Raw genomic sequence first — 23787 nt, 5'->3', positions numbered from 1 at the left:
TTATCACATTGAGATAGAAAAACAACCATAAAATTGTATGCACCTAATTTATTCAATTAAATGCATTTATTGTGTATTTAGACTAATAAAATTTATATATAAAAACAATATGCTTGTACACATATTGTTTTTGTTAATTATAAAATGATATATTTGTCATCCTCAACTTCATACCTTGCATTAAACCCAGCAGATTTTAAAGAATCTAGTAATGCTTGTTCCCCTGCTTGAACAATAATTTCGGTGTTTGAATTAAAGGTTCCATCACTATTATTTAATAAAGTACGTAAGTTGCCAGCACCTTCTGCATTAAGTTTTTCACCTTTTCCAGGTTCTAGTGCCCTCATCATTATCTTCTTGGTTTCTTTACCATTGCTAAAGAAGATCTTGCTTGGATCACCTGGCTCGCCAGTAATTAGAATTTTGCTAAATTGTGCATTGTTCATTTCAAAGGCAGATACAGATCAAATATCTGAATCATTGAATAATTTAATTCTACGTAGTTTACGAACAGTACTATTATTTCCTAACACGTCTTCAAATACCATACCTGCTAATGTTTTAATACTTGGCGCATTGCTGAAATCTAAGCCAAGAGGCCATGAGTTTCCATCCCTTTGACTATCAGGCTTGTTACCACCACCTCAACCACCTTGGAAGATTCTTTCGTTGTTTCTAGCTCAATAAGCCATTCTTAAGCCATCGTTAATGATTGTTAAATCATATTTTCCATTAACGATAACGTCTTCTTCATCAAAGGCTAAATTGTCAAAACTAATTCGAGAATAAATTCTTTCTTGGCTATTTAAAGCACCTCATGATATATTGTAATCATCCATGTTAACTCAAGCAACTTTATTTAAAGCCCATGGATTAAATGCCCAGTCATTTGCTAAAGCATTTAATTTTTGGTCTGTATACATGGCTAATTCATCAATTTCTTTGCCTTTAATATATTTTAAAGCAGTTGTATTTTTTGATGCGAAGAATAATTCAAGCATTGGCAATTTGTTTGGTAAAGCAGCAAAGATTTTATCCATATCTTGGTTTGCACCAACTCTTCCAATACTTTTAATACGATAACCAGTAATTTTAACATTATTTTTTTGAAGTCTTTCAATTAATGCTTTAGCATTTTGATATGCTTTTGGTTGTTCAACATCAATTTCAACAACAATAGCTTCTTTGAGTTTTCCTTCTTCAGGTTTATTATTAGTAAACCTATTAATTGTGATACCATGAAATCCTGCAATTAAATCAGCATATCCATTTTGTTCAAATTCTTGGTTTGCCCAAGTTTTAGTTCAACCGTTATAATTACCTAATCTTATGTCATCAGAATTACGACCAGGCCATGTTTCGTTATTTCATAAAACACGACGATTTTTATTATCGTATTGGATTCTTAATTGAACATTGTTAACTGGTGGTGAATAAACATATGATTCTCATTCACCATTTTCATTAACTCATACTTGTCCGCTTTCTGAAATTACATAACCTTCTTCGAGGTATTTTTTAACACGATCGCTAACTTTATTAATTTTAGATTGATCAATATGCATTAAAAGCAATAATTTACCAAGAGGAACTTCAACATCTTGATTTGCAAGCGGAGGCCGGTATTTGAAGATCTTTGTCATGTTTCACCATTTATCAAAGTTTTTTAAACCAGTTTCATCAAGATATTCTTTAAGTTTTTCAGGTTTTTCTAAAAGTCTAAAATACCTTGCATATAAGTTACCTAATGATTCAATAGCACCATCCCCATTACGTTTAAAGAAATCAATTTGAGCTTCAATATCTAACTTTTCATCATGTAATACTTCATGGAATGAAGTATTTGAATTTTGGAAAAGTCAATCTGCATCTTTAGCGCCTTTTTGCGATCTTTCCACAGAAATTTTAATATTTGCTTCCGTTAAAGCATTATAAATACCTTCAACTTCTTGAAATTCATTTTGATATGCAATCCGGTTCGCAATTCCACGATCTCGATCATATCTTTCAGTTTTAGGGGGATTTAAATATGCAATATCAGCTGTAAATTTAATACCACCTTGGTTAATTTCTTTCCGTTCGCGACGTTGCACTCTTTCATAAGGTTCTTTATCCGGTTCAGGCTTTACCTCAATTGGAGTTTTTTGAATTGGAACATCGGGTTCAACTGGTTTAGTATCTTCTACTGGCGGAACAGGAGTAGGAATTGGCAATGCATCTTCTTCTAATTTAGGAGGGTCCACTGGTTTAGGTTCCTCTTTTTTATCATCAATAATCTTTGGGGGATCTGGAAGTATTGTAAGAGGCTCTTCAACTTCTTTAGGAGGAGTTGGTTCAGGTTCTCTTGGTTTACGATCTAAATTTGCATCATAAGTATTTGGATATGAATTCTTAGGATCAGCAGTATTGTTGTCTAAGAAGGTATTAACAGTTTGTTGCACATTATACTTATGACTATTTTTAGAATCTATTTGCAATGATTGCACAGTTGTAAAAATAGTAGTTATACCCATTGCAGAACCAAGGGATATTAAAACTATTTTGTATTTTCGTTTAAGTCTCATATTTTGTCCTTTTTGTATTTTCCTTTAATTATATTTATATTATAACATTATATATATATATATATATATAAATATTAATATATAAAATTTGGTATGTGTCCAATGACAACTATTTAGGTCCATATATAAATCCCATGGAAAGTGAACTAATTTAATTAAAATATGGTATAAATTATTTATGAGAATCAAACATAACATAGATAAGTACAAAAACTTAACAAACTACGAACTAAAAAAACAGCAATCTCTCATATTAATTGCTACAAATATTGAAAAATCTTTATCGCAACTTAGTTTAATTACAAACCTTAGTGTGTCAACTGTAAAAAGATATAAAAAAATAATAAAAAGTAATCAAGAAATTTACATCAGTCATAAAAATAAAAATCAACAAAGAAGTTGCAAAGTTACAGATTCAGAAATTCAATTAGTGTTTAAAGATTATTTAAAAACATGTGAAATTATTTTAAATAGCATTCTAACAAATAACCAACTTTCGTTTAAAAGTTATTATTATTCAGAATATGGTTCTTTTATAAGGCAAAAAATTTCTTACAAAACTTTGGTAAGAAGATTCAACCAATTAGGATTATTTAACATACATACAACCAAAAGAGGAAGAAAAATAGCAAAATTATCAAAGAAAAAAACTTCACAAGAGACAACATTGCTATTAAAAAAATATTATAAACAAATTAAACAAAATGAAAAACAAAGACAAGTTTTGGGTCTAAAGAAAAATTTAGAATTTGGTGAAATTGTTGAAATCGATGCTCAGCTTGAACCATATTTAAAAAATAATAAACCATTCTATCTTTATCATGCAATTGATGTTGCCACTGGAACATTATTAGCAGCATGATTTGAAGAACAAGAAACAACATTAGGATATCAAAGACTGTTAGAAATAGTATTTAAGAAATATGGATTTCCAAAGAAAATTTATACTGATAAAAGAAGAACTTTTTGGGGAAACGAAAACGCACAAACAATTTTTGAAAAAGATATAAATAAAAAAAGGAATAGAAGTACTCAGTTCATCTAATCCCAAACATAAACCTCACGTTGAGAGATCTTTTAGAACATCATTAGATCAATACCCATTATTAATTCATGAAAACGGATATAAAGATATTAATGATTTAAAGCAAAATAACGAAGTATTTCAAAATTATTACAACACGAGGAATAAAAAAATAATTTCTAAACATAATGTCTTTCAAAAAGAAGGAAAGAAAAACGGCAATTGAGCCGTTGATTTAGAGATTAATAGAAAAGTTTTAAATGGTGTTGTTAGATACCAAGGTAAAAACCTTGCAGCTTTCGATATGCATGACAAAAGGATTATATTTCCTTATAATTCTGATGTTGTGTTAGTACATTGTTCTGATGATAATTTGTATTTTAAATATAATGGAAAAAAATACTTTGCCAAAGAACCTAATGGAAAATATCTAAGCTTTACAGAAATGTGAGCTCTTGAGAAAGGTTTAGATTATTCTATCCCTGCCGTTGGAAAACTAGCATTTATCCATAAGAAAACAAACTCATTTTTTAAAACTCTTGAATTATACATCTCAAAGTTTAATAGTGTCTCTGTGAATGCACAAGGAAATAACCTTGAAGCCAATAAGATTATGGCCGAGTATTTAGAGATACTTCGAACATTACACAGAAGCATCAATGATGAAATAAAAATTGATGCATATTAATTTTAATATTTTTTAATAAAAAAGAGAATAATAAAAATAGAAAACACGGGCGCGTGTTTTCTGGAAGTTTTGCTTACTTTTTCAAAAGTAAGGCCCCCTTGATTGCAATCAAGGGCGGAGGGGTTAAAAATCTTTTTGCTGTTTTTTGGAAAAGTCACTTGCGAGATATTAACAAAATAATTGCGTTTTAATTTTAACATAAATTTTACATAAAAAATGTATGAGAAAACAGAAAACACGAAAGTGTTTTCTCGTCGGTTTTGCTTACTTTTGCCAAAAGTAAGGCCCCTTTGATTGCAATCAAAGGCGGGGGATTAAAAAAATTTTAGGTTATCTTATATTTCCGGACAACTTGCCGATAGTTATTTATTTTTTCCATCATATAATCAATTTCTTGCTGAGAGTATTTATCTAAGCTTTTTCCTTTGGGGATGTAATACCTAATTAAGCGGTGCATATTTTCTATTGAACCTTTTTGTCATGAACTATATGGTTGGCATTTAAATAATCTTTCAGTTGGAATAACCTGGTGCAATAAGACATTTTCACTACCGTTATCTACTGTTAAAGTTTTAATGTCTAAGTTGTGTTTCTTGATTAGTTTGACAAGTGTTTGTTTGATAGCTTTGGAGTTGCGTTTTGAGAGCATAGCATAAGACATTCTGGTTTGCCGTTCAATTATGGTCACAATACAATATGTATCATTGATTTTACCAATAACGGTGTCTAATTCAAAATGGCCGTGTTCAGAGCGATCATTAATATAAGCTGGACGTTTTGAAATTTCTGTAGCATATTTTAATGTTTTAGGTTTGGTTTGCTTCTTCTTCCTTATGCCATATTTGCCTTCAGATTTTTTAACAATATGGTCAAAATCAAGGAAATAAACTGGGAAATTTTTTTCGGACGGTTTTACCTTCCCCAACCATACCATTTGGCTAAGCCAAACGGAATGCTTTGGGAAGGTTTTTTTATCTTATTCTTTTATAATTATATCAGTTTATAAATTCTTTGATTTTTTGTGATAATTCAATAAAAGTAAGTCTTTTACAGGTTTGATCAAAATTTGGGAAAATTTCACTTTTAAGAATTGAGAAGAAATACTCAATTTCACGATTGTCAAGACTATTACCAATTCTTGACATTGATATTTTACCTTTTAGTGATTTTATTTTCTTAGTATATTCAAGCGAAGAATAAGCAGATCCATGGTCAGAATGTAAAATAAAATTATTTTTGAATTTTGTATTGGTGATATTATTCAAAATTAGTTCAGTATCATTTCTAAGTGATAATTCATAGGTCACAAACTTAGTTTTATGATCAATAATTGCAGATAAATAAATATGATTCTGTTCAATATCTTTTGGTGCTGGTATATAGGTCACGTCTGTTGCATATATATTATTGTTGCTTGAATTATAATCTCTTTTTACTAAATCAGGTACTTTAACACTAGTATTTTTAGATTCTTTAGTTTTACGTTTTTGTCTAACAAATGTTTTCAAATTCAGTTTTTTCATATAATTTCCTAGGGTTCTAGGATTTATTTGAATATTATATTCTTGGAAAATATATTTAGCAAGTCTCCTTCGTCCATACCTTTCTTTATTTTCGACAAAACTTTGAAAAATTATTTCTTTGTGTTTAACCTTTAGTTCTTTAGTCTTGTTGTTATCTTTCAATTTCTCGTAATATGTAGATCTTGAAACACATATCATTTTAGATTTTTTAGTATGTGACAGATTCTTGATTTTCTTTATCTTTGAGATATCTGCATCAATATTATTTTCATTAAAAATTCGATAGTAGTATTTTATAACTGCATCTTTTTCATCATCTTTAAGAGTATCAATTCATGTATAATCGAGAACTTTCTTTTTCTTTCTCCCAACACCTTTATCTTTCTTAGGTGATTTACCGCTTTGTGATTCTATGTTCATATTTAAATTATACAGTTTTCTTTTCTTTAACATATTTCTCATTGATTCTTTATTTCAGTATACTTTTCTGATATCAAAACATAAATTTTCAAATTCTGACTTGGTTATTCCCAGGTTCAAATATTTATCGTATAAGTCAAAAATTTTGATTCATTCTTTAGTCTTTAAATGTCTCATAACTACCTCTTTTTCTTTATATTAAAAATATTCGGATTTTGTCCGAATATTTTTTCCCTGTCTAAAATAAGGGTATTTTTTAATTATTTTATAAATTGTACTAGGTGAGGGAGCAAATTCATCAGGGGAGAATTTTTTAAAAGAATTCACAAGATAGGTAACTGATTTCTTAACTTCTTTTTGCTGCAAATTCTTTTTGTTTCTATTTTTATTGTATGTATTAAGCTCACTATACCAATATTTTCTGTAGGCCTTTCATTTCTCTTTAATTGCATCACTTACAAAAAAGAGTCGCGAAAACGAATAGCCTAATAAATGTTCGTATAGTTTACTAAAATTAAGGGTTTTAACACGCATTACTCTTTTTGAACACTTAGGACAAACATAACGATTTTGTTTATCTAAACTAAGTGGTCTGCGATTTGTAATAATTTGGATTTTACTTTTTATACTTCGAATGTCTCTATCAAAAATCTTGGTTACTTCTTGGATTGAGAAGCCTTCAGAAAGTTCTTGTAAAATATTATAAAGTTGTTCTAGATCGATTTGATCTGATCGTAATTTTCGATGTGCCCCAAGAGCTCCTTGCATTTTCAAGATAGTGTTGTAATTCTCTTCAATTTTAAAATGTTGATATTTATTTTCTTTTCGATATTTGTCAAAAACACAAATATATTTTTCTAAATTTTTCATATAATTTTAAGGTCTCCTTTATTTTTTGAAAAATTATTAATACAACTATTTTATTACAAGGCAGACAAAAACAATGTCACATGCAAAAAAACTTGCATGTGACATTTCCATTTAATATATCTTTTTTTGCGACAAAGGGATCCATAATATAAATCAAAAAATAAAAAAATGATTAACCCCAACAGTCTGGGCAAAATATTAAAAAAGTAGTGCAAAAAAGTAGTTATTCTACAATATATATATATATATATAAAGAAAAACATAAAAAGCTTGATATTACAAAATAAAAATTAACTTTTATATATTGAAGTTATTGCTAAAAAATGGGCAGCCTAACCAATGTTTACATTAGTTTGGTGCCCATTTAATATAATTTCTTTTTTAAGAATAATAAACTTCTTATAGCTTATTTAGTTAGTAAAGCTACACATTCAATATGTGCTGTATTTGGAAACATATCAAAAGGTTGAATTCAGTTTATACTATAACCATTATTTAAAAAATCTTTTAAATCTCTTACTAAAGTTCTCGGGTTACACGAAATATAAATTAAGGTATTTATATTGTTTTGACTTAGATAATTAATCAACTTAGTATTTAAACCACTCCTAGGAGGATCAATGATACTTAAAGTATTTTGATCAATAAAAGTATTCAAAATATGTTGCGATTTAAAAATATCTTTAGCAATATATTTATGTTTTAAATTGTTATTTAAAACATATCTTTGAGCATCATTAATAGCTTCTTTAGTAATATCAATTCCTAAAACTTCTTGATTATCTTTAGCAATTAAATTAGAAATAATTCCAACCCCACAAAATAAATCTAATACTTTGCTGTATTTAGTATGGTTTATTTCTTTAACTAAAGTAAACATTTTAAAAGCTATTTCACTATTAACTTGGAAAAAAGAGTTAAGATTTAAATTAAAGGTTTTATTTAACAAAGAAATTTGAAATTGATCTTTGCTTGCAAGTTTTAAATATTGATTATTTTTTAAAACATATATTTCAATTAAATTGTCAATTAAGAATAATTCATTAATTAAATTTTTAGGTAAATCATAACTTGGTTCAAGTTCAAAACCTACTTGAACCAAGTTAAGATGATTTATTCTAATTAATATTGTTTTAAAAAAATTTAAATGCATTAATTTATCATTGTAATTATAAAAGTTATTAATGGTTAGTAAAATCAATTCTAATACCTTATTTAATTCTAAATTATTTAAACTTAAATTTGAAGTATCATAACTTAAATCATTAGCATCTTTTAAATAAGAAGCTAATGATAATTTATTATTAACTATTAAAAGCAAAAATTTAGCCTTATTTCGGTAATTAAAAACTTGGTTTGCTTCAATAATTTCTTTTAAATTTATTCAAGCAAAATTGCGTTTAAATAATGAATTTAAATATCTTTGTTTAAACTCAAGCTGGGCTTGATAATTTAAATTAGCTAATGGCATAGCATCTAAATTAGTAAATTGCTTATTTGCCCTATGCTTTGAATATTGCAACATTTCAACAATTATCCCAACACAATATTTAGCATATACCTTAGTAATTTTAACTTTTGCTACTTCATTAGGGTAAAAATTACTAACTAAAATTGGTTTATTATTAATACGGGTTGTGCCTAGTCCTTCATAACTTAGTTCTTGGCATGTTAATTCTAAGATTTGACCAATTGTTATTTTTTTATCGTTTGGCAACATAATAGACATATATTTTTCCATATTTACGTTCTTTATAAATATATAAAGAAGCAGGAATTATAATTTTAGAAATGTTATCTGTTTCTAAAATTATTTCTCCATCATTATTTAAAATATTATTTTGGGATATTAAGGTTAATGCTTGGCTTATTAAATCATAATCTTGATAAGGAGCATCAAGAAAGATAAAATCATATCTTTGTTTTTTAGTTAATAAAAAATCAAGGGCATTAACTTGGTATAAATTAGCATTTTTAATTCCCAATGAAGAAAGGTTGCCATTAATGATTTTATAAGCATCCTTGTTCTTTTCAACAATATCAGCAAATTTAGCACCTCTGCTTAAAGCTTCAATGGCTAAAGCTCCTGAACCTGCAAATAGATCTAAAACATAGCTATTTTGAATTTTAAATTGTAATGATGAAAAAATTGCTTCGCGAACCTTATCAGTTGTTGGCCTAGCAATTTTAAAATCAGGGTAATTTATTTTACGATTACGATATAACCCACTGATTATTCTCAACATAATAACTCCTTTAAAAAACACAAATTCAAAAATTTGTGTTTTACTTATTAATCTTTGTCCTTTAGTTTAACAATTGTATCAATTGAAACAGTAATTTCTTGTTCTTTTCCATAACTTTCAAATTTTAAGGTTACTTGTTTTTCATTATTATTAATTGAAGTAATTTCTCCTTCATGTCCAGTATAAACACCATCGATAATTTCAACTATATCACCAGGTTGATAATAACCAAAAATATCTTCACCAGCTTCAAATGAACGTCAATAGTCTGCTTCAAGTTTAAACATTTTTTTAATTTCTAAAATTCCAATTGGAGTTGGTTTTGCCCCTTTTCCAGATGATCCAATTAGTCCAGTAACATATTGGGTGTTACGCACTAAATACCATGCTTCATCAGACATATGCATTTTAGCATAAATGTATCCTGGATATAAATTTACTTTTTTAATCTTGTATGGTAAGCCTTCTTCTTTTTTTTGCCACTCACGTTGGGTTAAAGTTGGTCTTTGAAATATTTTAAATGCAGAGCCTTCATTAGCATTTAAATCAAAATCTTTTAAGATATTTTCAGCTTCAATCCGGTTGTTTAGCGATTCAATAACCGCATCTTCTTTACCTCTCATTGTAGAAATAACATATCATTTAAATATAGTTTCCATATAATCTCCATCTACTTAATTATTAGTTTAATGATAAAACTGACCACAGTTCAGTTAGTCCATAGGTTACTAATGAAACAAACACAGTGAATAAAAATGCAAATACAATTGTCATTATAAAATTTTTCTTATTAGTTTTAAAGTCAGGTCAACGTACTCGTTTAATTTCCTTAACTAACTTTCTAATTCAATATCTTTTTGGTTTTTTGTCTTTAACTTTAATTAATTCTTCCACTTTAGACCTCTTCTTGATGTAAACTATGTGTAGCACAATGAATGCAATATTTTTTAATTTTTAGACGTTTAGGATTGCCTAAACTTTTATTAGTATAGTAATTTTTACGTCTACAAAGTTCACATGATAATGCAATTTTATTTGTATTTTTCATAAATGTTATTTTACCATAAAATATCCATTATTTGCATAATTAAATTAAGGGTTTTTTACCTTAATTAAAGCATTAGCAAAAGTATGGTCAGATAACTTTAAGGCTAATTCTTCTTTTGTTAATTGTGAACTAGATTTTTCTTTAATATATAAATCTAAATACTTTTGATAATCTAATTTATTATTGAATACATTTTTTAAATCAAATTTAAAATCTTTTGCATCCAAAGCTTCAAATTCATCATTTGGATCAAAAGCAATAAATTTATCATATGGATTCACATAACGCTTTTTGGAAAATGATGTTTTGTAAGATTCAATATCATTTTTAGATTGGGAATTTTTATATCCTAATTCGTACTTTTTAGATAAATAATAATTATTTGATTTTATAAAATGATTTTCTTTAATATTGGTATCACCATTAAAAATAACTAAATCTTCTAATGTTTTACTTGGATAAAAACCTTTTAGTTTTTCAAAAGCATTATGGATGTCCAGAAATTCTTTAACTTCCTGGTCTCCTTGCGAGCTTCATTTGTATCCATCAATTATTGGGCTTAATATTTCATTATACTTACGGTTTGCTCCTGGACCATCTAAATGACCATTAATAATTCAAAATTTAGTAGTAGAATTTTTTACTTTCCAATATGACATTCATAATGGACGAGTAAAAACAACATTCTTACCTTCAAAATCTTCAAAACCACTATTATCGAGTTGTTCAAAACTATTAGCATTATATAAAATACCATATGATTCTCAAACAGCATGAGAATCAAGACGATCTTTTGATTTTAAGCCCTTAGGACTTTTAGCTAACTTAAAGTTCAAATTATATTTTTCATTTAAAACTTCAACCAAAGTACTTACACCATTAAATTCCTCGTAATTAACTTCTTGAACTGAAATAAATTGCAATTTTTCAAGAGCAATTATTTCTGCTAATGCTTGAATTCTAAAATCTTCTTTTGTGATTTTTTTATTACCGAAATTCTGAATATTTCAGGTTGATATTTTAACGGAGGTAAGTAAAGGAAGACTTTCTTCAGGTTTATTTGTTAAAGATTTTGTGCTATTTAATAACTCATTATTATTAAACTTGTTTGAATTTTGTTTTTTTGTTTCTGCAACTGAATCTTTATGTATATTTGAATTTTCATTTTTAATAACATCTTGTTTTGTATCAGCATTTTCAATGTTTTTATCAATGTTAAGATTTTCTAAATTATTTGTTTCTATTGCTTTTGGGATAAAAATCTTTTGTAAATATGTTTTATTATTTAAAACATATTTAATAGTTAAAACTCTAGTAGTTTCATCAAATGATGTATTAACAAAATGCCCCTGGGGATTATATTCTCATGGAAGGTTGCTTAGATCTAGATCTTTTCGAAATTTTAGTAAGGAATTTCTTTTATTATTGCCAAGAGCTGGCATTGTCAAATGAATTTTATCAGTTTTACGACCTTGTTTGTTTTTTGTTCAACCATATAATCTCATTTTACTAAATTTAGTTTTTTGCTTAGTTTCATATTCATTTTTTAAATTATCAAAGAGCTGGCCAATATTTTTTTGATCTTCTGGCAACTCAAAAATATTTTCAAAATTTAATTGATCTTTGCTTATTTCATTATCAGAGCTAACTTCAATTTTTTTAGGTTCTTTATCATCAACTAACTGTGGTTCTTTAGTAATATTTGTACAACTGTATGTTACAAAAGATAAACTTAATAATGTGCTAAATCTGAAAAACTTTTTAAAAAACTTACTCATAAACTTACCCTATAAATAAATTTTATTAAATCTTTTGGTATTTTTTTAAAATTTTTATAAAAACCATTTAAGGCACATAATGTGCATTAAATGGTTTAAAATAGCTAATTATAAATTGCTTTTTATTTTGTTAACTAGAGTTTTAATCTCTTCTTGAATGCTTTGCACATATTCACTTGGTCTTAATTTAGCAATTTCAGTTGTTTTAGTACCATAAATATCAAAGTTATAAATCGCTTTAGCTCCAAGGAAATTAAAAGTTCCTTTTAATCATTTAATATGGTCACCTCATGGATAAATTCCAAAACTTGAGCCTTGTGCACCAATCACTAAAACATTCAAATTAGTTAAATATCCAATTGCATCATTGGTTGTTGAATATTTATATGAAAAAGTTTTTTCAGCAACTGCAATTGCATCGATAAAACTTTTTAAGGCTGCAGTTGGTCCAAAATTAATCATTGAAGTTGAAATAACTAATAAGTCTACTTGCTTAAGTTTATTAATTCATGTATCGCTGTCAACTTCTTGTCAAAAGGTTTTTAAATTACCATTAGTAAGAATCTTTTGTGCAAAAATGGTTTGATTTAAATTAAATTCCTCTATTGCATATTCTTCTTGGTTAAATAATGATTTAACATAGTTTAGAGTTTGTGTTGAATATGATGAATCACTTGTATTAAGTGATCCATTTATAAATAGTATTTGTTTCATAAATGCCTCCGTTTATTTGTGTCCTTTGTATTATACAATAAGATTTAAAGAATCTTTAATCTAAAAATAAACAAATAACCATTTAATTAAGGGTTAAAAAAATATTATTAATAAATTCTTATTTTTTCTAACTAAAAATTTATAAATAAGAATATTATGATAATTAACTTAATATAAAAAGTTAACATTTTATAGACAGGGAAAAAATATTCGGACAAAATCCGAATATTTTTAATATAAAGAAAAAGAGGTAGTTATGAGACATTTAAAGACTAAAGAATGAATCAAAATTTTTGACTTATACGATAAATATTTGAACCTGGGAATAACCAAGGAAGAATTTGAAAATTTATGTTTTGATATCAGAAAAGTATACTGAAATAAAGAATCAATGAGAAATATGTTAAAGAAAAGAAAACTGTATAATTTAAATATGAACATAGAATCACAAAGCGGTAAATCACCTAAGAAAGATAAAGGTGTTGGGAGAAAGAAAAAGAAAGTTCTCGATTATACATGAATTGATACTCTTAAAGATGATGAAAAAGATGCAGTTATAAAATACTACTATCGAATTTTTAATGAAAATAATATTGATGCAGATATCTCAAAGATAAAGAAAATCAAGAATCTGTCACATACTAAAAAATCTAAAATGATATGTGTTTCAAGATCTACATATTACGAGAAATTGAAAGATAACAACAAGACTAAAGAACTAAAGGTTAAACACAAAGAAATAATTTTTCAAAGTTTTGTCGAAAATAAAGAAAGGTATGGACGAAGGAGACTTGCTAAATATATTTTCCAAGAATATAATATTCAAATAAATCCTAGAACCCTAGGAAATTATATGAAAAAACTGAATTTGAAAACATTTGTTAGACAAAAACGTAAAACTAAAGAATCTAAAAATACTAGTGTTAAAGTACCTGATTTAGTAAAAAGAGATTATAATTCAAGCAACAATAATATATATGCAACAGACGTGACCTATATACCAGCACCAAAAGATATTGAACAGAATCATATTTATTTATCTGCAATTATTGATCATAAAACTAAGTTTGTGACCTATGAATTATCACTTAGAAATGATACTGAACTAATTTTGAATAATATCACCAATACAAAATTCAAAAATAATTTTATTTTACATTCTGACCATGGATCTGCTTATTCGTCGGTTGAATATACTAAAAAAATAGAATTGCTAAAAGGTAAAATATCAATGTCAAGAATTGGTAATAGTCTTGACAATCGTGAAATTGAGTATTTCTTCTCAATTCTTAAAAGTGAAATTTTCCCAAATTTTGATCAAACCTGTAAAAGACTTACTTTTATTGAATTATCACAAAAAATCAAAGAATTTATAAACTGATATAATTATAAAAGAATAAGATAAAAAAAACCTTCCCAAAGCATTACGTTTGGCTTAGCCAAATGGTGTGGTTGGGGAAGGTAAAACCGTCCGAAAAAAATTTCCCAGTTTATTATGTTAACTTTTTACTAAAATTATTTACAGTTATTATTTAAAATAATTTTTAAATTCATCATTGTATCAACTAATAAGTTTGTTCTTGTATTCTCACGATGAAGCAGAATCTATATTAGTAGCTTGTGGTTTTAGCATTTTTACAGTAATAGTTTTATTCTTTGGTAACGCAAAAACAGCTCATGTTGAATTTGTTGGTGGAAGATTTACTTCATCGATGTATCTTTCTGGTTTAATGATATTTAACTGGATATTATTATCATATTCAAATGGCACTACAAAGTAGTAATAAAAACCTAAAGAACCATCATCATAAATATAAATATCATTAAATTTTAAAAATTCATATACATCTTGGTTTTTAAGATAAATTCTTTGAAATTCCTCTCGTATTTCCGTATCGTTTATTTTTAAATCTTGACTGTTATTTAGTTGTTTAAACCTTTTAATAATAATTTCATCAAAATCTTCTTTAGTCTGTAACTTAATCAAAACATCTAATTTTTTGCTTGATCCAACTGATTCAAAAAATTTAAAGTTTAAAACATAATTTTTAAATTTATCTTTATCATTTCGAATAGCCTCAGGAATAAATTTATTTACAGTTGCAAAAGATAAAAACTTGTCTTTAGCTCTGCTATATATAGAATTTAATTCTTTTTGCAATCTAGTTCGAAAATTATTTTGAAAATCTGGGTTTTGTGTGTCTTCTTTATGTCGCGAATTTACACTACATCCAATTATTGATAATGGTAAAAGCGAATATAAAACACCTAATATAAATATTTTCTTAACTTTTATCACGTTTACCTCTTTTTATTTTATTATTAAATTATAGCACAATACCATTAAATTTGGTGGTAGTATATTAAATTTAAGGTACACCTGTTACTCAAAAAAAATATACCATAATAAATAAATTTAACTATTCCAAATATAATTGGGGCTTATAACTAATATATTTAGTAATTATTTAGTTTAAAAAATTTTTATAATTAATAACACCATAGCACAAGCTATGGTGTTATATTTTGTGTAGTTTAATTAAAACTATTTATCTAAGTTAGCAAAGTAAACAACTGTTCTAACTAATTGTGATACATATGACATTTCATTGTCGTATCATGAGAATAATTTATATAAGTTACCTTCAGGTGTTGGTTTTACTGTTGTAAGTGCTGAATCAAAGATTGAACCATGTGATGAATTAACAATGTCTGAAGAAACGATTTCTTCTGTTTCGTATTTCATTGTTTCGTTAGCAGCAGCCTTCATAGCAGCATTTAATTCTTCAACAGTAGGTTGTTTGTCTAAGAATACTGTTAAGTCTACTAATGATCCAGTAATTAATGGCACACGAATTGCAACACCATCTAATTTACCACTTGCTTCTGGAACAACTAATCCAATAGCTTTAGCAGCACCTGTTGATGTAGGTACCATGTTTGCCGCAGCAGCACGTGCTCTACGTAAGTCTTTGTGAGGAGCATCTTGTAATCTTTGGTCTCCAGTATAAGCATGGATCGTAGTCATGTACCCTGATTTTAAACCAAATTGGTCAACAAGCACTTTAACCATAGGCGCTAAACTGTTTGTTGTACATGATGCAGCTGAAATAACTGTATCGCTTGCATCTAAAATATTATGGTTTACATTGTAAACAACTGTTTTAACATCTTTGTCTGATGGTGCTGAAACAACAACTTTTTTAGCTCCAGCTTTAACGTGTTTTTCAGCTCCTTCACGTTTAGTAAAGAATCCAGTTGATTCAACAACTAAGTCAATTCCTAATTCTCCTCATGGTAAGTTTTCTGGGTCTCTTTCAGCTAAGACTTTAATTTCTTTACCATTTACAACAATTGCACCTTCTTTAGCTTCAACAGTAGCATTTAATCTACCAAATGCTGTATCAAATTTTAATAAGTGAGCTAATGTTTTAGCATCTGTTAAATCATTAACAGCCACAACTTCAAGGTTTGACCCTGATTCTAATAATCTACGGAAGAATAATCTACCAATTCTTCCAAATCCGTTAATTGCAACTTTTTTCATTTTGTCCCTTCTATTATAAAATTAAAATTTAAAGTATATATTTTAAAGTGTAAATGTAAAATTTCATTTTTTACTGGTTTATTATAATACAAATTTTTGGTTTTTTATTAGTAATTCACAAAAATAATTAAATAACCTGGAAATGTTTCCAGGTTATTTTCATTGAGATAATTTAACTCGTTTTTTAGATTCGTATTGGTAATCAGTTGCATACAATGTTCCATCTCTAAATCTCAGTTCTAAAGAATTAGGAATTTTAGTATAACTGGCATAAAAGATTTTAACTCGTTTGTTATTTAAATATAAGTAACACCCTGGATTTGAAGAATATGCTCTAATTTTATTAAAAGCTTCCGTTGCTGTTAACTGATTACTTAGCAATGCATCTTCTTTAAGTAACTTAGGTGATAAAGTAACTAAACTTTCGTCTTGTTTTTCAGGATTGATTTCATTGTTAATTAATTTAGTTAATCAATTTGTTATCTGCATTTTAGCTAAATTAGACACTTTTTGAAATAATGAATCAGAAGTATCTAAATCACTAACTTGCAATGATGCTTTAAAAAGCATATCTCCAGCATCCATTTCTTTAGTCATATAAATTAATGTAATACCCGTTTCACAATCTCCATTTAGTAAACTATGTTGCAAAGGAGCAGCCCCTCGATATTTAGGTAATAATGAGCCATGAATATTAATTGAGGCAATTTTAGCTAAATCTAAAACTTTACTTGGGATATACTGCCCAAAAGCACAAGTTAGCAAAATATCATAATCCAAGGATTTTAATTCCTCATAAATTTCACTTATTTTATTAGGTTGAAATAGAGGAATTTGATATTTTTGGGCTAATAATTTTGTAGGAGTAGCTTCAAGCTTATAACCTCGGTTAGCTGGTTTATCTGGTTGCGATACAATAGCAACCACATTAAAATGTTTGATTACTTCTTCAAAAACTGGTACTGAAAAATTTGGTGTTCCAGCCAGAACAATTTTAGATGTATTTTTACTCATGATGGATTCATACCTTTTCTTTTGATAATTGATCAATTAAATAAATAAGTTTTTTAGCAAGTGGGCCTTTGGGGTCAATATTTTCACCACTTGGTGATTTCTTAAAAAGTTGTTTGCCTAGCTCATTAAAATTGTAATATGAACCAAAATATGTTTTGGATTTATTTTGGAGCCTTTGACTTAATAAAGGTAAAAAGAAACTATCTAAAAATCATAAAGATAGTTGCTTTAAACCAATTTCATCAAAGATTAAAATATCAACATTAACTAAGTCTTCTAACAAAGAATCAATGTCTAAATTTGATTTATTAAAACTACGTTTAAGTTTATCTTCTAGTAAATTAATATCTAGATAGGCTACTTTTTGATCGTTAATTGCATAATAGTTTGCAATTAACGATAAAGTATAAGAGCGTTTGGATTTAATTGACCCAGTTATGTATAAAGTTTCTAAATTTGATTTTTTGTTATACAAATCTGTTAAATATTCATAAATATCTAATTCGTCTTGAAATAAACTTAAAATAGCTTTAGTTAAAAGATCATCATTTGAATATGTATTATAATCTTTAAATAAGATATTTGTTTTTATTTTAAATTCGTTTGTTAAATTTGTAGCACTGAGTTGTTTGCCAAAAACTAGCTTATTTTTATGATTTCTAGCAATTGTTGTTTGTCAAACTAAATTAGTTTTATGGCTTTCTTGTTCTAAAATTAACATTTGGGGCAAATATGTGAAAATTTCTTGGTCATTTAAATTGTGTTTTCGAATAAGGTTTGCAAGAAATTTATTATTTTTTAATTTTGTAATTAATTTATCTTGATCTATATCACTACTAAGTGCTTGATTGACTTTTTTATCATTAGTCGAAAAATTAAGTTTAGACATTTTTTAAACCTTTTAAATAATCATTTTTTAAAATTAGTTTTTCTTCATACATTTTTTTGGTACGGGTACTATTTTTAAATTTACCATCCAGGTATGCTTCAACTTCACTAAATTCATTAAGGTAAGTATCAGATAATTCTTTAATTAATAAATTAACATATTTAGGCCATGTATCATTTTTATAACGCTTAATACTGTAATAAATTACTAAGTTTAAGGTTTTAGATTCCTTAAACACATTACTTCATGTTTCTAAAAAACCTTCATTTAATTCAAAATTATCATTGTTAGTCATTTGCATAATAAATTCACTAGGCCTAAGTTGCATTAATGCTTGATAGTCATTAGCGTATTTAATGTTCGATACTTCTAATTTAGTATAAACTTCACGTTGTTTAACAATATTTTTAATTTTATCTTCGTTAATATGATCTTGACCTGTTTTAAGATAAAAATTCTTAACAATATTTTGTGAATTAGTTAATGACTCTTGGAAAACATTAAAGAAATTAGCTGAAATATCTTCAAAAGCAAAATTATTGATAACAACTTTATTTGGAAGGCTTGTTAAACGCTTAAAGTTAGCATCACCAACTTTTTGCTTAATCATTTGTGAAATAAATGGATTTTTAATAATTTCTTGCCCTTGTAATGGTTTATGTAATTCCAAAATAATTGTTGCACTTTCATTATCTTTGTAAGTATTAATTAAACCTAATGCTTCAAGTTGCATCCTAGCTTGGTGCAAATTTGTTTCATTAGTATTTAATAATAAATTTAAAGTAGCAAAACTATACGGTGTAACGAGATCATTGTTTTTAGCTAAATCATTTAAGTATTCATAAAGTAAAATACTTAAATGATCTAAAATAGGTGCATAATATTTACGTAAATTACTTAAATCAGAATTATAAATAGTTGTTTTAAGTGAAATTTTAAAATAGTCAAAATCTAAAAAATTCATAATGATTACTCCTTTTTAGTTTAAATGCAAAACAATTTTAAATAATATTTATAAATTTAAAAGATAATAATTATTTCTTAGGGTAAACTAATGCTTTTTCCCAAGAGATATCCACAACCTTTAAATTATTAAAAAGTTCCTTATTTTGCCAATTATAAGTATTTAAAGTATCTAATTTTTTTATTAAATCAGTTTTTCCATATTTTTTATTTAAAAAACTTTTTCGCTTTATTTCTGGAATTTGTACATGTCAAACTTCGCTAAATAACGTCATTATTTCTTTAGGTGCCTTAAATAAAATTGGATATTCTACAAAATCATAGTTATGATTTTGTAGGTGTATATAAAGTTCGATATTTATTAAATTTTCTAAGATTTGCAAATTGTGTATATCCAATAAAATTCATGTTTTAATTTTTTGTTTATCTAAACTATTTTTTGTTACCAAATCATACTTTACTAAATTTTTTACCTTTTTTACAAAATTAATATCTTTATATAACAATGTAACAAAATGATCTACTTCTAAAACATGATATCCTTTATTAAACAATAATTTTAAAATCCTGCTTTTGCCAACACATATTTTACCAACTATTGCAACCATTTTTATTTTTTATTTAAAAAACGTTTTAGTTCTAGTTTAAATTTTTCTAATTCTAATTCATTTAAATAATCTAATGCATTATCATAGTTTATATTTAATAAATAAAAATCAATATCTAAATTTAAATTTTGGACATTAGTATTAATTTTAGATAATTCGTAAGATAAAAGGCCAGAATCTTTACCCTTGCTTAACTTTTCAATAATGCTTTTGGATTCGTTTAATTGCCCTAATTCTAAAAGTTGATAAAGATTTTCAAAGTTATTATAAGCTCCAATTAATTTTAGTGCAGTTTTATCCCCAATTCCTGGAACTCCAGGTAAATTATCACTAGTATCACCTTTAAGTCCTTTAAATGTAGTTATTTGGCTTGGATTTAATTGATAAATTTGATAAAAATTATCTAAATTAACAATAGAAATATCCAAACCTTTTTTAATAATATATGAAGTATTTAAATCCACTAATTGTAATAAATCTTTGTCTGATGAAAAAATATATTTTTCTCCAGACATTTTTTTACAATATGTTCCAATAATATCATCAGCTTCATCTCCTATTTGTTCAATTCATTTAATATTTAATAATGTAAGTATTTTTTTTATATAATCAAATTGGTCAAATAATTCTTGCGGTGCTTTAATTCTCCCTGATTTATACTCAGGAAAAATGTTGTGCCGCTTTGTTTTGCCATGTGCATCAAATGCAATCATTAAATGAGTTGGTTCAATAAATTTTAACAACTTAATTAATTGTGATAAAAAAATTGCAATTGCATTTGTAGGCACTCCATTTGAATTACGTAAAATTTGAGTTAAATCTCCGCGGTAAGTGGCATAAAAGGATTGAAATAGTAAATAATTTCCATCAATTACTAATGAACATATATTATTCTTCATAAATTAATTCCTCGATATCTTTCAAATTATAATATTTATCATCCTTTTTTAGTATTAATACTCGAACTGTTTTAGGTAATTCCTGAGTTAACCATGAAATCAATTTAGTATTTCAAGTTGAAGCTATTACTGCTTTAGAATTATCTTGTAATTTAAAATTCAGTTGATTATCTTTTTTACCTTTGCTAACAGATAAAATTTTTACTTTAAGCCAATTTGCTTGACCTTGTAAATTTAATAAGCAAATTTCATTTCGTTCATTTTGTAAATTAGAAGTATTATTAATTTTTAAAAATTCATGGCTATACATTGAGCCAAGTAATTTAATTTCTCATTCATTTTCAAATTCAATATCCTGAATGACTTCAGTTAGTAAGTGATCACCAAGCTTATGAACACTAATAAATTTATTTAAATACTCAAGTGGGTTATCTAATTTTTTAGTTTCAGATTTAAACAATTCATAATAATCAAGGCAAATATCTAAACTTGCTAAAAGCATTTTAACATTACCAAATACATTAAATGCGCCAGCTTTAATTAATGTTTCTAAAATACTTTCTCCAAGCCCAGCAACTTTTAACCTTAATCATGCGGAAATAAAACTAGTAAATAAACCGCCTCTTTGGCGTTCATTAATAATTTTCTCAATAGCAGCTTGCCCCACTCCTTTAATTAAGGCAAAACTTAAATAAATCTCATTATTTTTTATTTCACATTCAAAACTAGAAATATTAATGTTTGGAATTTTAGTGGGAATTTTAAACAACCTTGCTTCATCAACATAATTTTTAATAGTTTGCTGATCAACACCAGTATTTGACAATAAATACTTATAAAAAATCATTGGAAATCTTGCTTTGTAATATCCTAATTTATAACTAATAAAAGCATACGCAACTGCATGAGATTTATTAAATCCATAATCAGCAAATTTTTCTATCTTAGCATAAATTGTGTTTAAAGTTTCCTTGCTAAATCCATTTTTTAGTCCACCTTCAAAAAACTCATCTTTATATAATTTAAGTTCTTGTTCTTTTTTCTTAGAAATTGCCCTTCTAAATAAATCAGCTTTTGAAAAGGACATATTAGCTACATCTTGGACTATTTGCATAATTTGTTCTTGGTAAACAATAATTCCGTAAGTATTTTTTACAATATTATCATATAATGGGTGGATTTTATCAATAAATAATGGATTAATTTTATTTTTAGCATAAGTTTTAATATATTTACTTGGCCCAGGTCTAAATAAAGCTAAAACGGCATAAATATCATCAAATTTATCAATAACCACTTCTTTAATTGCCTTGCGCATTCCAGGTGATTCAAGTTGAAAAATACCATCAGTTAAAGTTGAATTTAACAATTTAAAAGTTGGTAAATCATTAAATAAAGCAATCGAATTATTAATTACTTTGTCAAAATGCAAATCTTTTGGAATTTCACTTTCTAATTCATTAATAAAAGTTAGATTTTTTAAACCTAAAAAATCTATTTTAATTAATCCATATTGTTCTAAATTATTCATTGTCATTTGTAATTGGTTTAGTTTAAAATTACTTTCTTGTACAGGGACAATATTAATTAAAGGTTCATTGCTAATAATAAAGCCGGCTGCATGAATTCCTAATTGTCTTGGTAAACCTTCAAGGCGCGATGCTAAATAATGTAATTTAGGATATTTTTGTGCATATAAAGCATATCTTTTATTATTAAGCGCAGCATGTTCTAATGAAAGATCATGCATTGATAAACAAGCCGAGATTGCATCTAATTCGCTGCGTGGTATATTTAAATATCTTCCAACATCACGTAGCGAATTTTTTGAAGCCATAGTTTGAAATGTCGAAATAAAGGCTACTTTATCTTGCCCGTATTTTTTAGCTAAATATTCAAAAATTAAATCTCGTTTGTTGTCTTGAATATCAATATCAATATCCGGCAAGCCAACTCTTTCTAAATTTAAAAATCTTTCAAACAATAAATTAAATTCAATTGGATTTACTGAAGTTATACCAATTAAATACGAAATTAATGAACCTGAAGCAGACCCACGGCCAGGACCTATTAAAATATTATTATTTTTAGCATAGTTAATTACATCTTGAATAATTAAAAAATAATCAATAAACCCAATTTTTTTAATTACTTTAAATTCAAAGTTAATTCGTTGATCAACTAATTCTTTATCATATTTTTTAATAATTTGATGATAACGTTCCCCATTTATTAAATTAAGTAATTGTTCTACTGAATTATTTGAATATTTTGGTAATTTAAGAGACGTATCAGGTTTAAAATTTTCAATACTATTGACAATGGATAAAATATTATTATATACTTCATCACTAACATCAGAAAATTCACCTATTTCATAATATTCACTATAAATAGTATTGTTTTCTTCTAAATTACCAATTTTATTTAAAATTGGTAATAATTCATTATCATCAAAATATAAAATCTTTTTAGTAGGAGCATATACTGTTTGATATTCTTGCATAGTTTTGGCATTTAAATAAAAATTACCTAAATATTTATCTAATTTAATATTCTTAGCTTTTGCTCCTAATTCAAAGTGATCAATTAAAAATATATTAGGATCATCTAAATCATAATATGAAACTTCTGCTTGAGTGCTTTTAGCTAACACTAATTCTTTTAATTTTAAAAAACCAGAATTATTTTTAGCTAAAGCAATAATTTGAAAACCTTCTGTTAGTTTTAATTCAACCCCTAATATTAATTTAAAGTCATATTCATTTTGAAAATTTCAATAAAATTGTAATGCATGGAAATTTTCAAAATCAGTTAATGTTAAATATTTAACTTTTTTTTGCTTTGCAAGTTTAAATAAGTCGTTAAGTCTAATTGTTGAATTTAAAAACGAATATTCAGTATTAGTATGTAAATAAATAATATCTTTCATGGTTTAATTTTATATGATTTAGCATTAATATAAAATTAAATTTATAGAATAATTAACTTT

At 26.4% G+C, this 23787-nt stretch carries 22 protein-coding genes; 3 read left to right on the top strand and 19 right to left on the bottom strand.

The annotated features are described in order from the left end of the window. Positions 1-137: 137 nt before the first annotated feature. Positions 138-2564: a putative immunoglobulin-blocking virulence protein gene (locus AC0B4T_RS01900; protein ID WP_465102896.1), complete on the bottom strand. Its 2427-nt coding sequence runs from the start codon at positions 2562-2564 to the stop codon at positions 138-140. Positions 2565-2742: 178 nt separating this feature from the next. Between AC0B4T_RS01900 and AC0B4T_RS01895 the strand changes: the two genes are divergently transcribed. Beyond that, a complete protein-coding gene (locus tag AC0B4T_RS01895; RefSeq protein ID WP_465102895.1) occupies positions 2743-3609 on the top strand; it encodes a hypothetical protein in 867 nt (288 codons plus the stop codon). A gap of 283 nt (positions 3610-3892) precedes the next feature. Beyond that, a complete protein-coding gene (locus tag AC0B4T_RS01890; protein WP_465102894.1) occupies positions 3893-4276 on the top strand; it encodes a hypothetical protein in 384 nt (127 codons plus the stop codon). 325 nt (positions 4277-4601) lie between these two features. Here AC0B4T_RS01890 and AC0B4T_RS01885 read toward each other — a convergent pair whose 3' ends face one another. The 10 genes from AC0B4T_RS01885 to AC0B4T_RS01840 form a co-directional block, all read right to left on the bottom strand. Beyond that, positions 4602-5210 carry an IS30 family transposase gene (locus tag AC0B4T_RS01885; protein ID WP_465102893.1) on the bottom strand — a complete coding sequence of 203 codons (609 nt, stop codon included), beginning with the start codon at positions 5208-5210 and terminating at the stop codon, positions 4602-4604. A gap of 37 nt (positions 5211-5247) precedes the next feature. Beyond that, complete coding sequence (locus AC0B4T_RS01880; RefSeq protein ID WP_465102743.1) at positions 5248-6396, bottom strand: IS3 family transposase; 1149 nt, start codon at positions 6394-6396, stop codon at positions 5248-5250. Positions 6397-6417: 21 nt separating this feature from the next. Continuing rightward, positions 6418-7089 carry a hypothetical protein gene (locus AC0B4T_RS01875; RefSeq protein WP_465102892.1) on the bottom strand — a complete coding sequence of 224 codons (672 nt, stop codon included), beginning with the start codon at positions 7087-7089 and terminating at the stop codon, positions 6418-6420. Positions 7090-7495: 406 nt separating this feature from the next. Next, on the bottom strand, positions 7496-8809 hold the full coding sequence (gene rlmD / locus AC0B4T_RS01870; protein WP_465102891.1) for a 23S rRNA (uracil(1939)-C(5))-methyltransferase RlmD: 1314 nt from the start codon (positions 8807-8809) through the stop codon (positions 7496-7498). Next, the gene (gene rsmD, locus AC0B4T_RS01865; protein ID WP_465102890.1) at positions 8793-9335 is read right to left on the bottom strand and encodes a 16S rRNA (guanine(966)-N(2))-methyltransferase RsmD; all 543 of its coding nucleotides are present in this window, start codon (positions 9333-9335) and stop codon (positions 8793-8795) included. The genes rlmD and rsmD overlap by 17 nt, the downstream gene beginning before the upstream one ends. Positions 9336-9382: 47 nt before the next feature. Beyond that, complete coding sequence (gene nusG, locus AC0B4T_RS01860; RefSeq protein ID WP_465102889.1) at positions 9383-9994, bottom strand: transcription termination/antitermination protein NusG; 612 nt, start codon at positions 9992-9994, stop codon at positions 9383-9385. 22 nt (positions 9995-10016) lie between these two features. Next, on the bottom strand, positions 10017-10229 hold the full coding sequence (gene secE / locus AC0B4T_RS01855; protein ID WP_465102888.1) for a preprotein translocase subunit SecE: 213 nt from the start codon (positions 10227-10229) through the stop codon (positions 10017-10019). 1 nt (position 10230) lies between these two features. Beyond that, positions 10231-10383, bottom strand: coding sequence for a 50S ribosomal protein L33 (rpmG, locus tag AC0B4T_RS01850; RefSeq protein ID WP_465101577.1), 153 nt, complete (start codon positions 10381-10383; stop codon positions 10231-10233). A 44-nt stretch (positions 10384-10427) separates the two neighbouring features. Then, positions 10428-12161, bottom strand: a complete 1734-nt coding sequence (locus AC0B4T_RS01845) for an MnuA family membrane nuclease (RefSeq protein WP_465102887.1) — start codon at positions 12159-12161, stop codon at positions 10428-10430. 108 nt (positions 12162-12269) lie between these two features. Beyond that, positions 12270-12875, bottom strand: coding sequence for an FMN-dependent NADH-azoreductase (locus tag AC0B4T_RS01840; protein WP_465102886.1), 606 nt, complete (start codon positions 12873-12875; stop codon positions 12270-12272). 256 nt (positions 12876-13131) lie between these two features. On the opposite strand from AC0B4T_RS01840, the gene AC0B4T_RS01835 reads away from it, so the two are divergent. Continuing rightward, positions 13132-14280 carry an IS3 family transposase gene (locus AC0B4T_RS01835; RefSeq protein WP_465102885.1) on the top strand — a complete coding sequence of 383 codons (1149 nt, stop codon included), beginning with the start codon at positions 13132-13134 and terminating at the stop codon, positions 14278-14280. Positions 14281-14403: 123 nt separating this feature from the next. On the opposite strand, the gene AC0B4T_RS01830 is transcribed toward AC0B4T_RS01835, so the two are convergent. The 8 genes from AC0B4T_RS01830 to dnaE form a co-directional block, all read right to left on the bottom strand. Further along, positions 14404-15174, bottom strand: a complete 771-nt coding sequence (locus AC0B4T_RS01830; RefSeq protein WP_465102884.1) for a hypothetical protein — start codon at positions 15172-15174, stop codon at positions 14404-14406. A gap of 246 nt (positions 15175-15420) precedes the next feature. Next, complete coding sequence (gene gap, locus AC0B4T_RS01825) at positions 15421-16422, bottom strand: type I glyceraldehyde-3-phosphate dehydrogenase (RefSeq protein ID WP_465102393.1); 1002 nt, start codon at positions 16420-16422, stop codon at positions 15421-15423. Between the two features lie 153 nt (positions 16423-16575). Next, positions 16576-17436 (bottom strand): methionyl-tRNA formyltransferase, encoded by an 861-nt coding sequence (gene fmt, locus AC0B4T_RS01820; protein ID WP_465102883.1) that lies wholly within the window; start codon positions 17434-17436, stop codon positions 16576-16578. Then, positions 17429-18325: a hypothetical protein gene (locus tag AC0B4T_RS01815; protein WP_465102882.1), complete on the bottom strand. Its 897-nt coding sequence runs from the start codon at positions 18323-18325 to the stop codon at positions 17429-17431. Before AC0B4T_RS01815 ends, fmt begins: the two co-directional genes overlap by 8 nt. Then, positions 18318-19289 (bottom strand): replication initiation and membrane attachment family protein, encoded by a 972-nt coding sequence (locus tag AC0B4T_RS01810; protein ID WP_465102881.1) that lies wholly within the window; start codon positions 19287-19289, stop codon positions 18318-18320. The genes AC0B4T_RS01815 and AC0B4T_RS01810 overlap by 8 nt, the downstream gene beginning before the upstream one ends. A 70-nt stretch (positions 19290-19359) precedes the next feature. Then, a complete protein-coding gene (locus AC0B4T_RS01805; protein WP_465102880.1) occupies positions 19360-19896 on the bottom strand; it encodes a nucleoside/nucleotide kinase family protein in 537 nt (178 codons plus the stop codon). 2 nt (positions 19897-19898) lie between these two features. Further along, positions 19899-20795: a 5'-3' exonuclease gene (locus tag AC0B4T_RS01800; RefSeq protein WP_465102879.1), complete on the bottom strand. Its 897-nt coding sequence runs from the start codon at positions 20793-20795 to the stop codon at positions 19899-19901. After that, positions 20785-23727: a DNA polymerase III subunit alpha gene (gene dnaE / locus AC0B4T_RS01795; RefSeq protein WP_465102878.1), complete on the bottom strand. Its 2943-nt coding sequence runs from the start codon at positions 23725-23727 to the stop codon at positions 20785-20787. The genes AC0B4T_RS01800 and dnaE overlap by 11 nt, the downstream gene beginning before the upstream one ends. Positions 23728-23787: the final 60 nt, after the last annotated feature.

This window comes from Mycoplasma sp. 10961, assembly GCF_055523525.1.
This window is presented reverse-complemented; position numbering and strand designations above follow the sequence as displayed.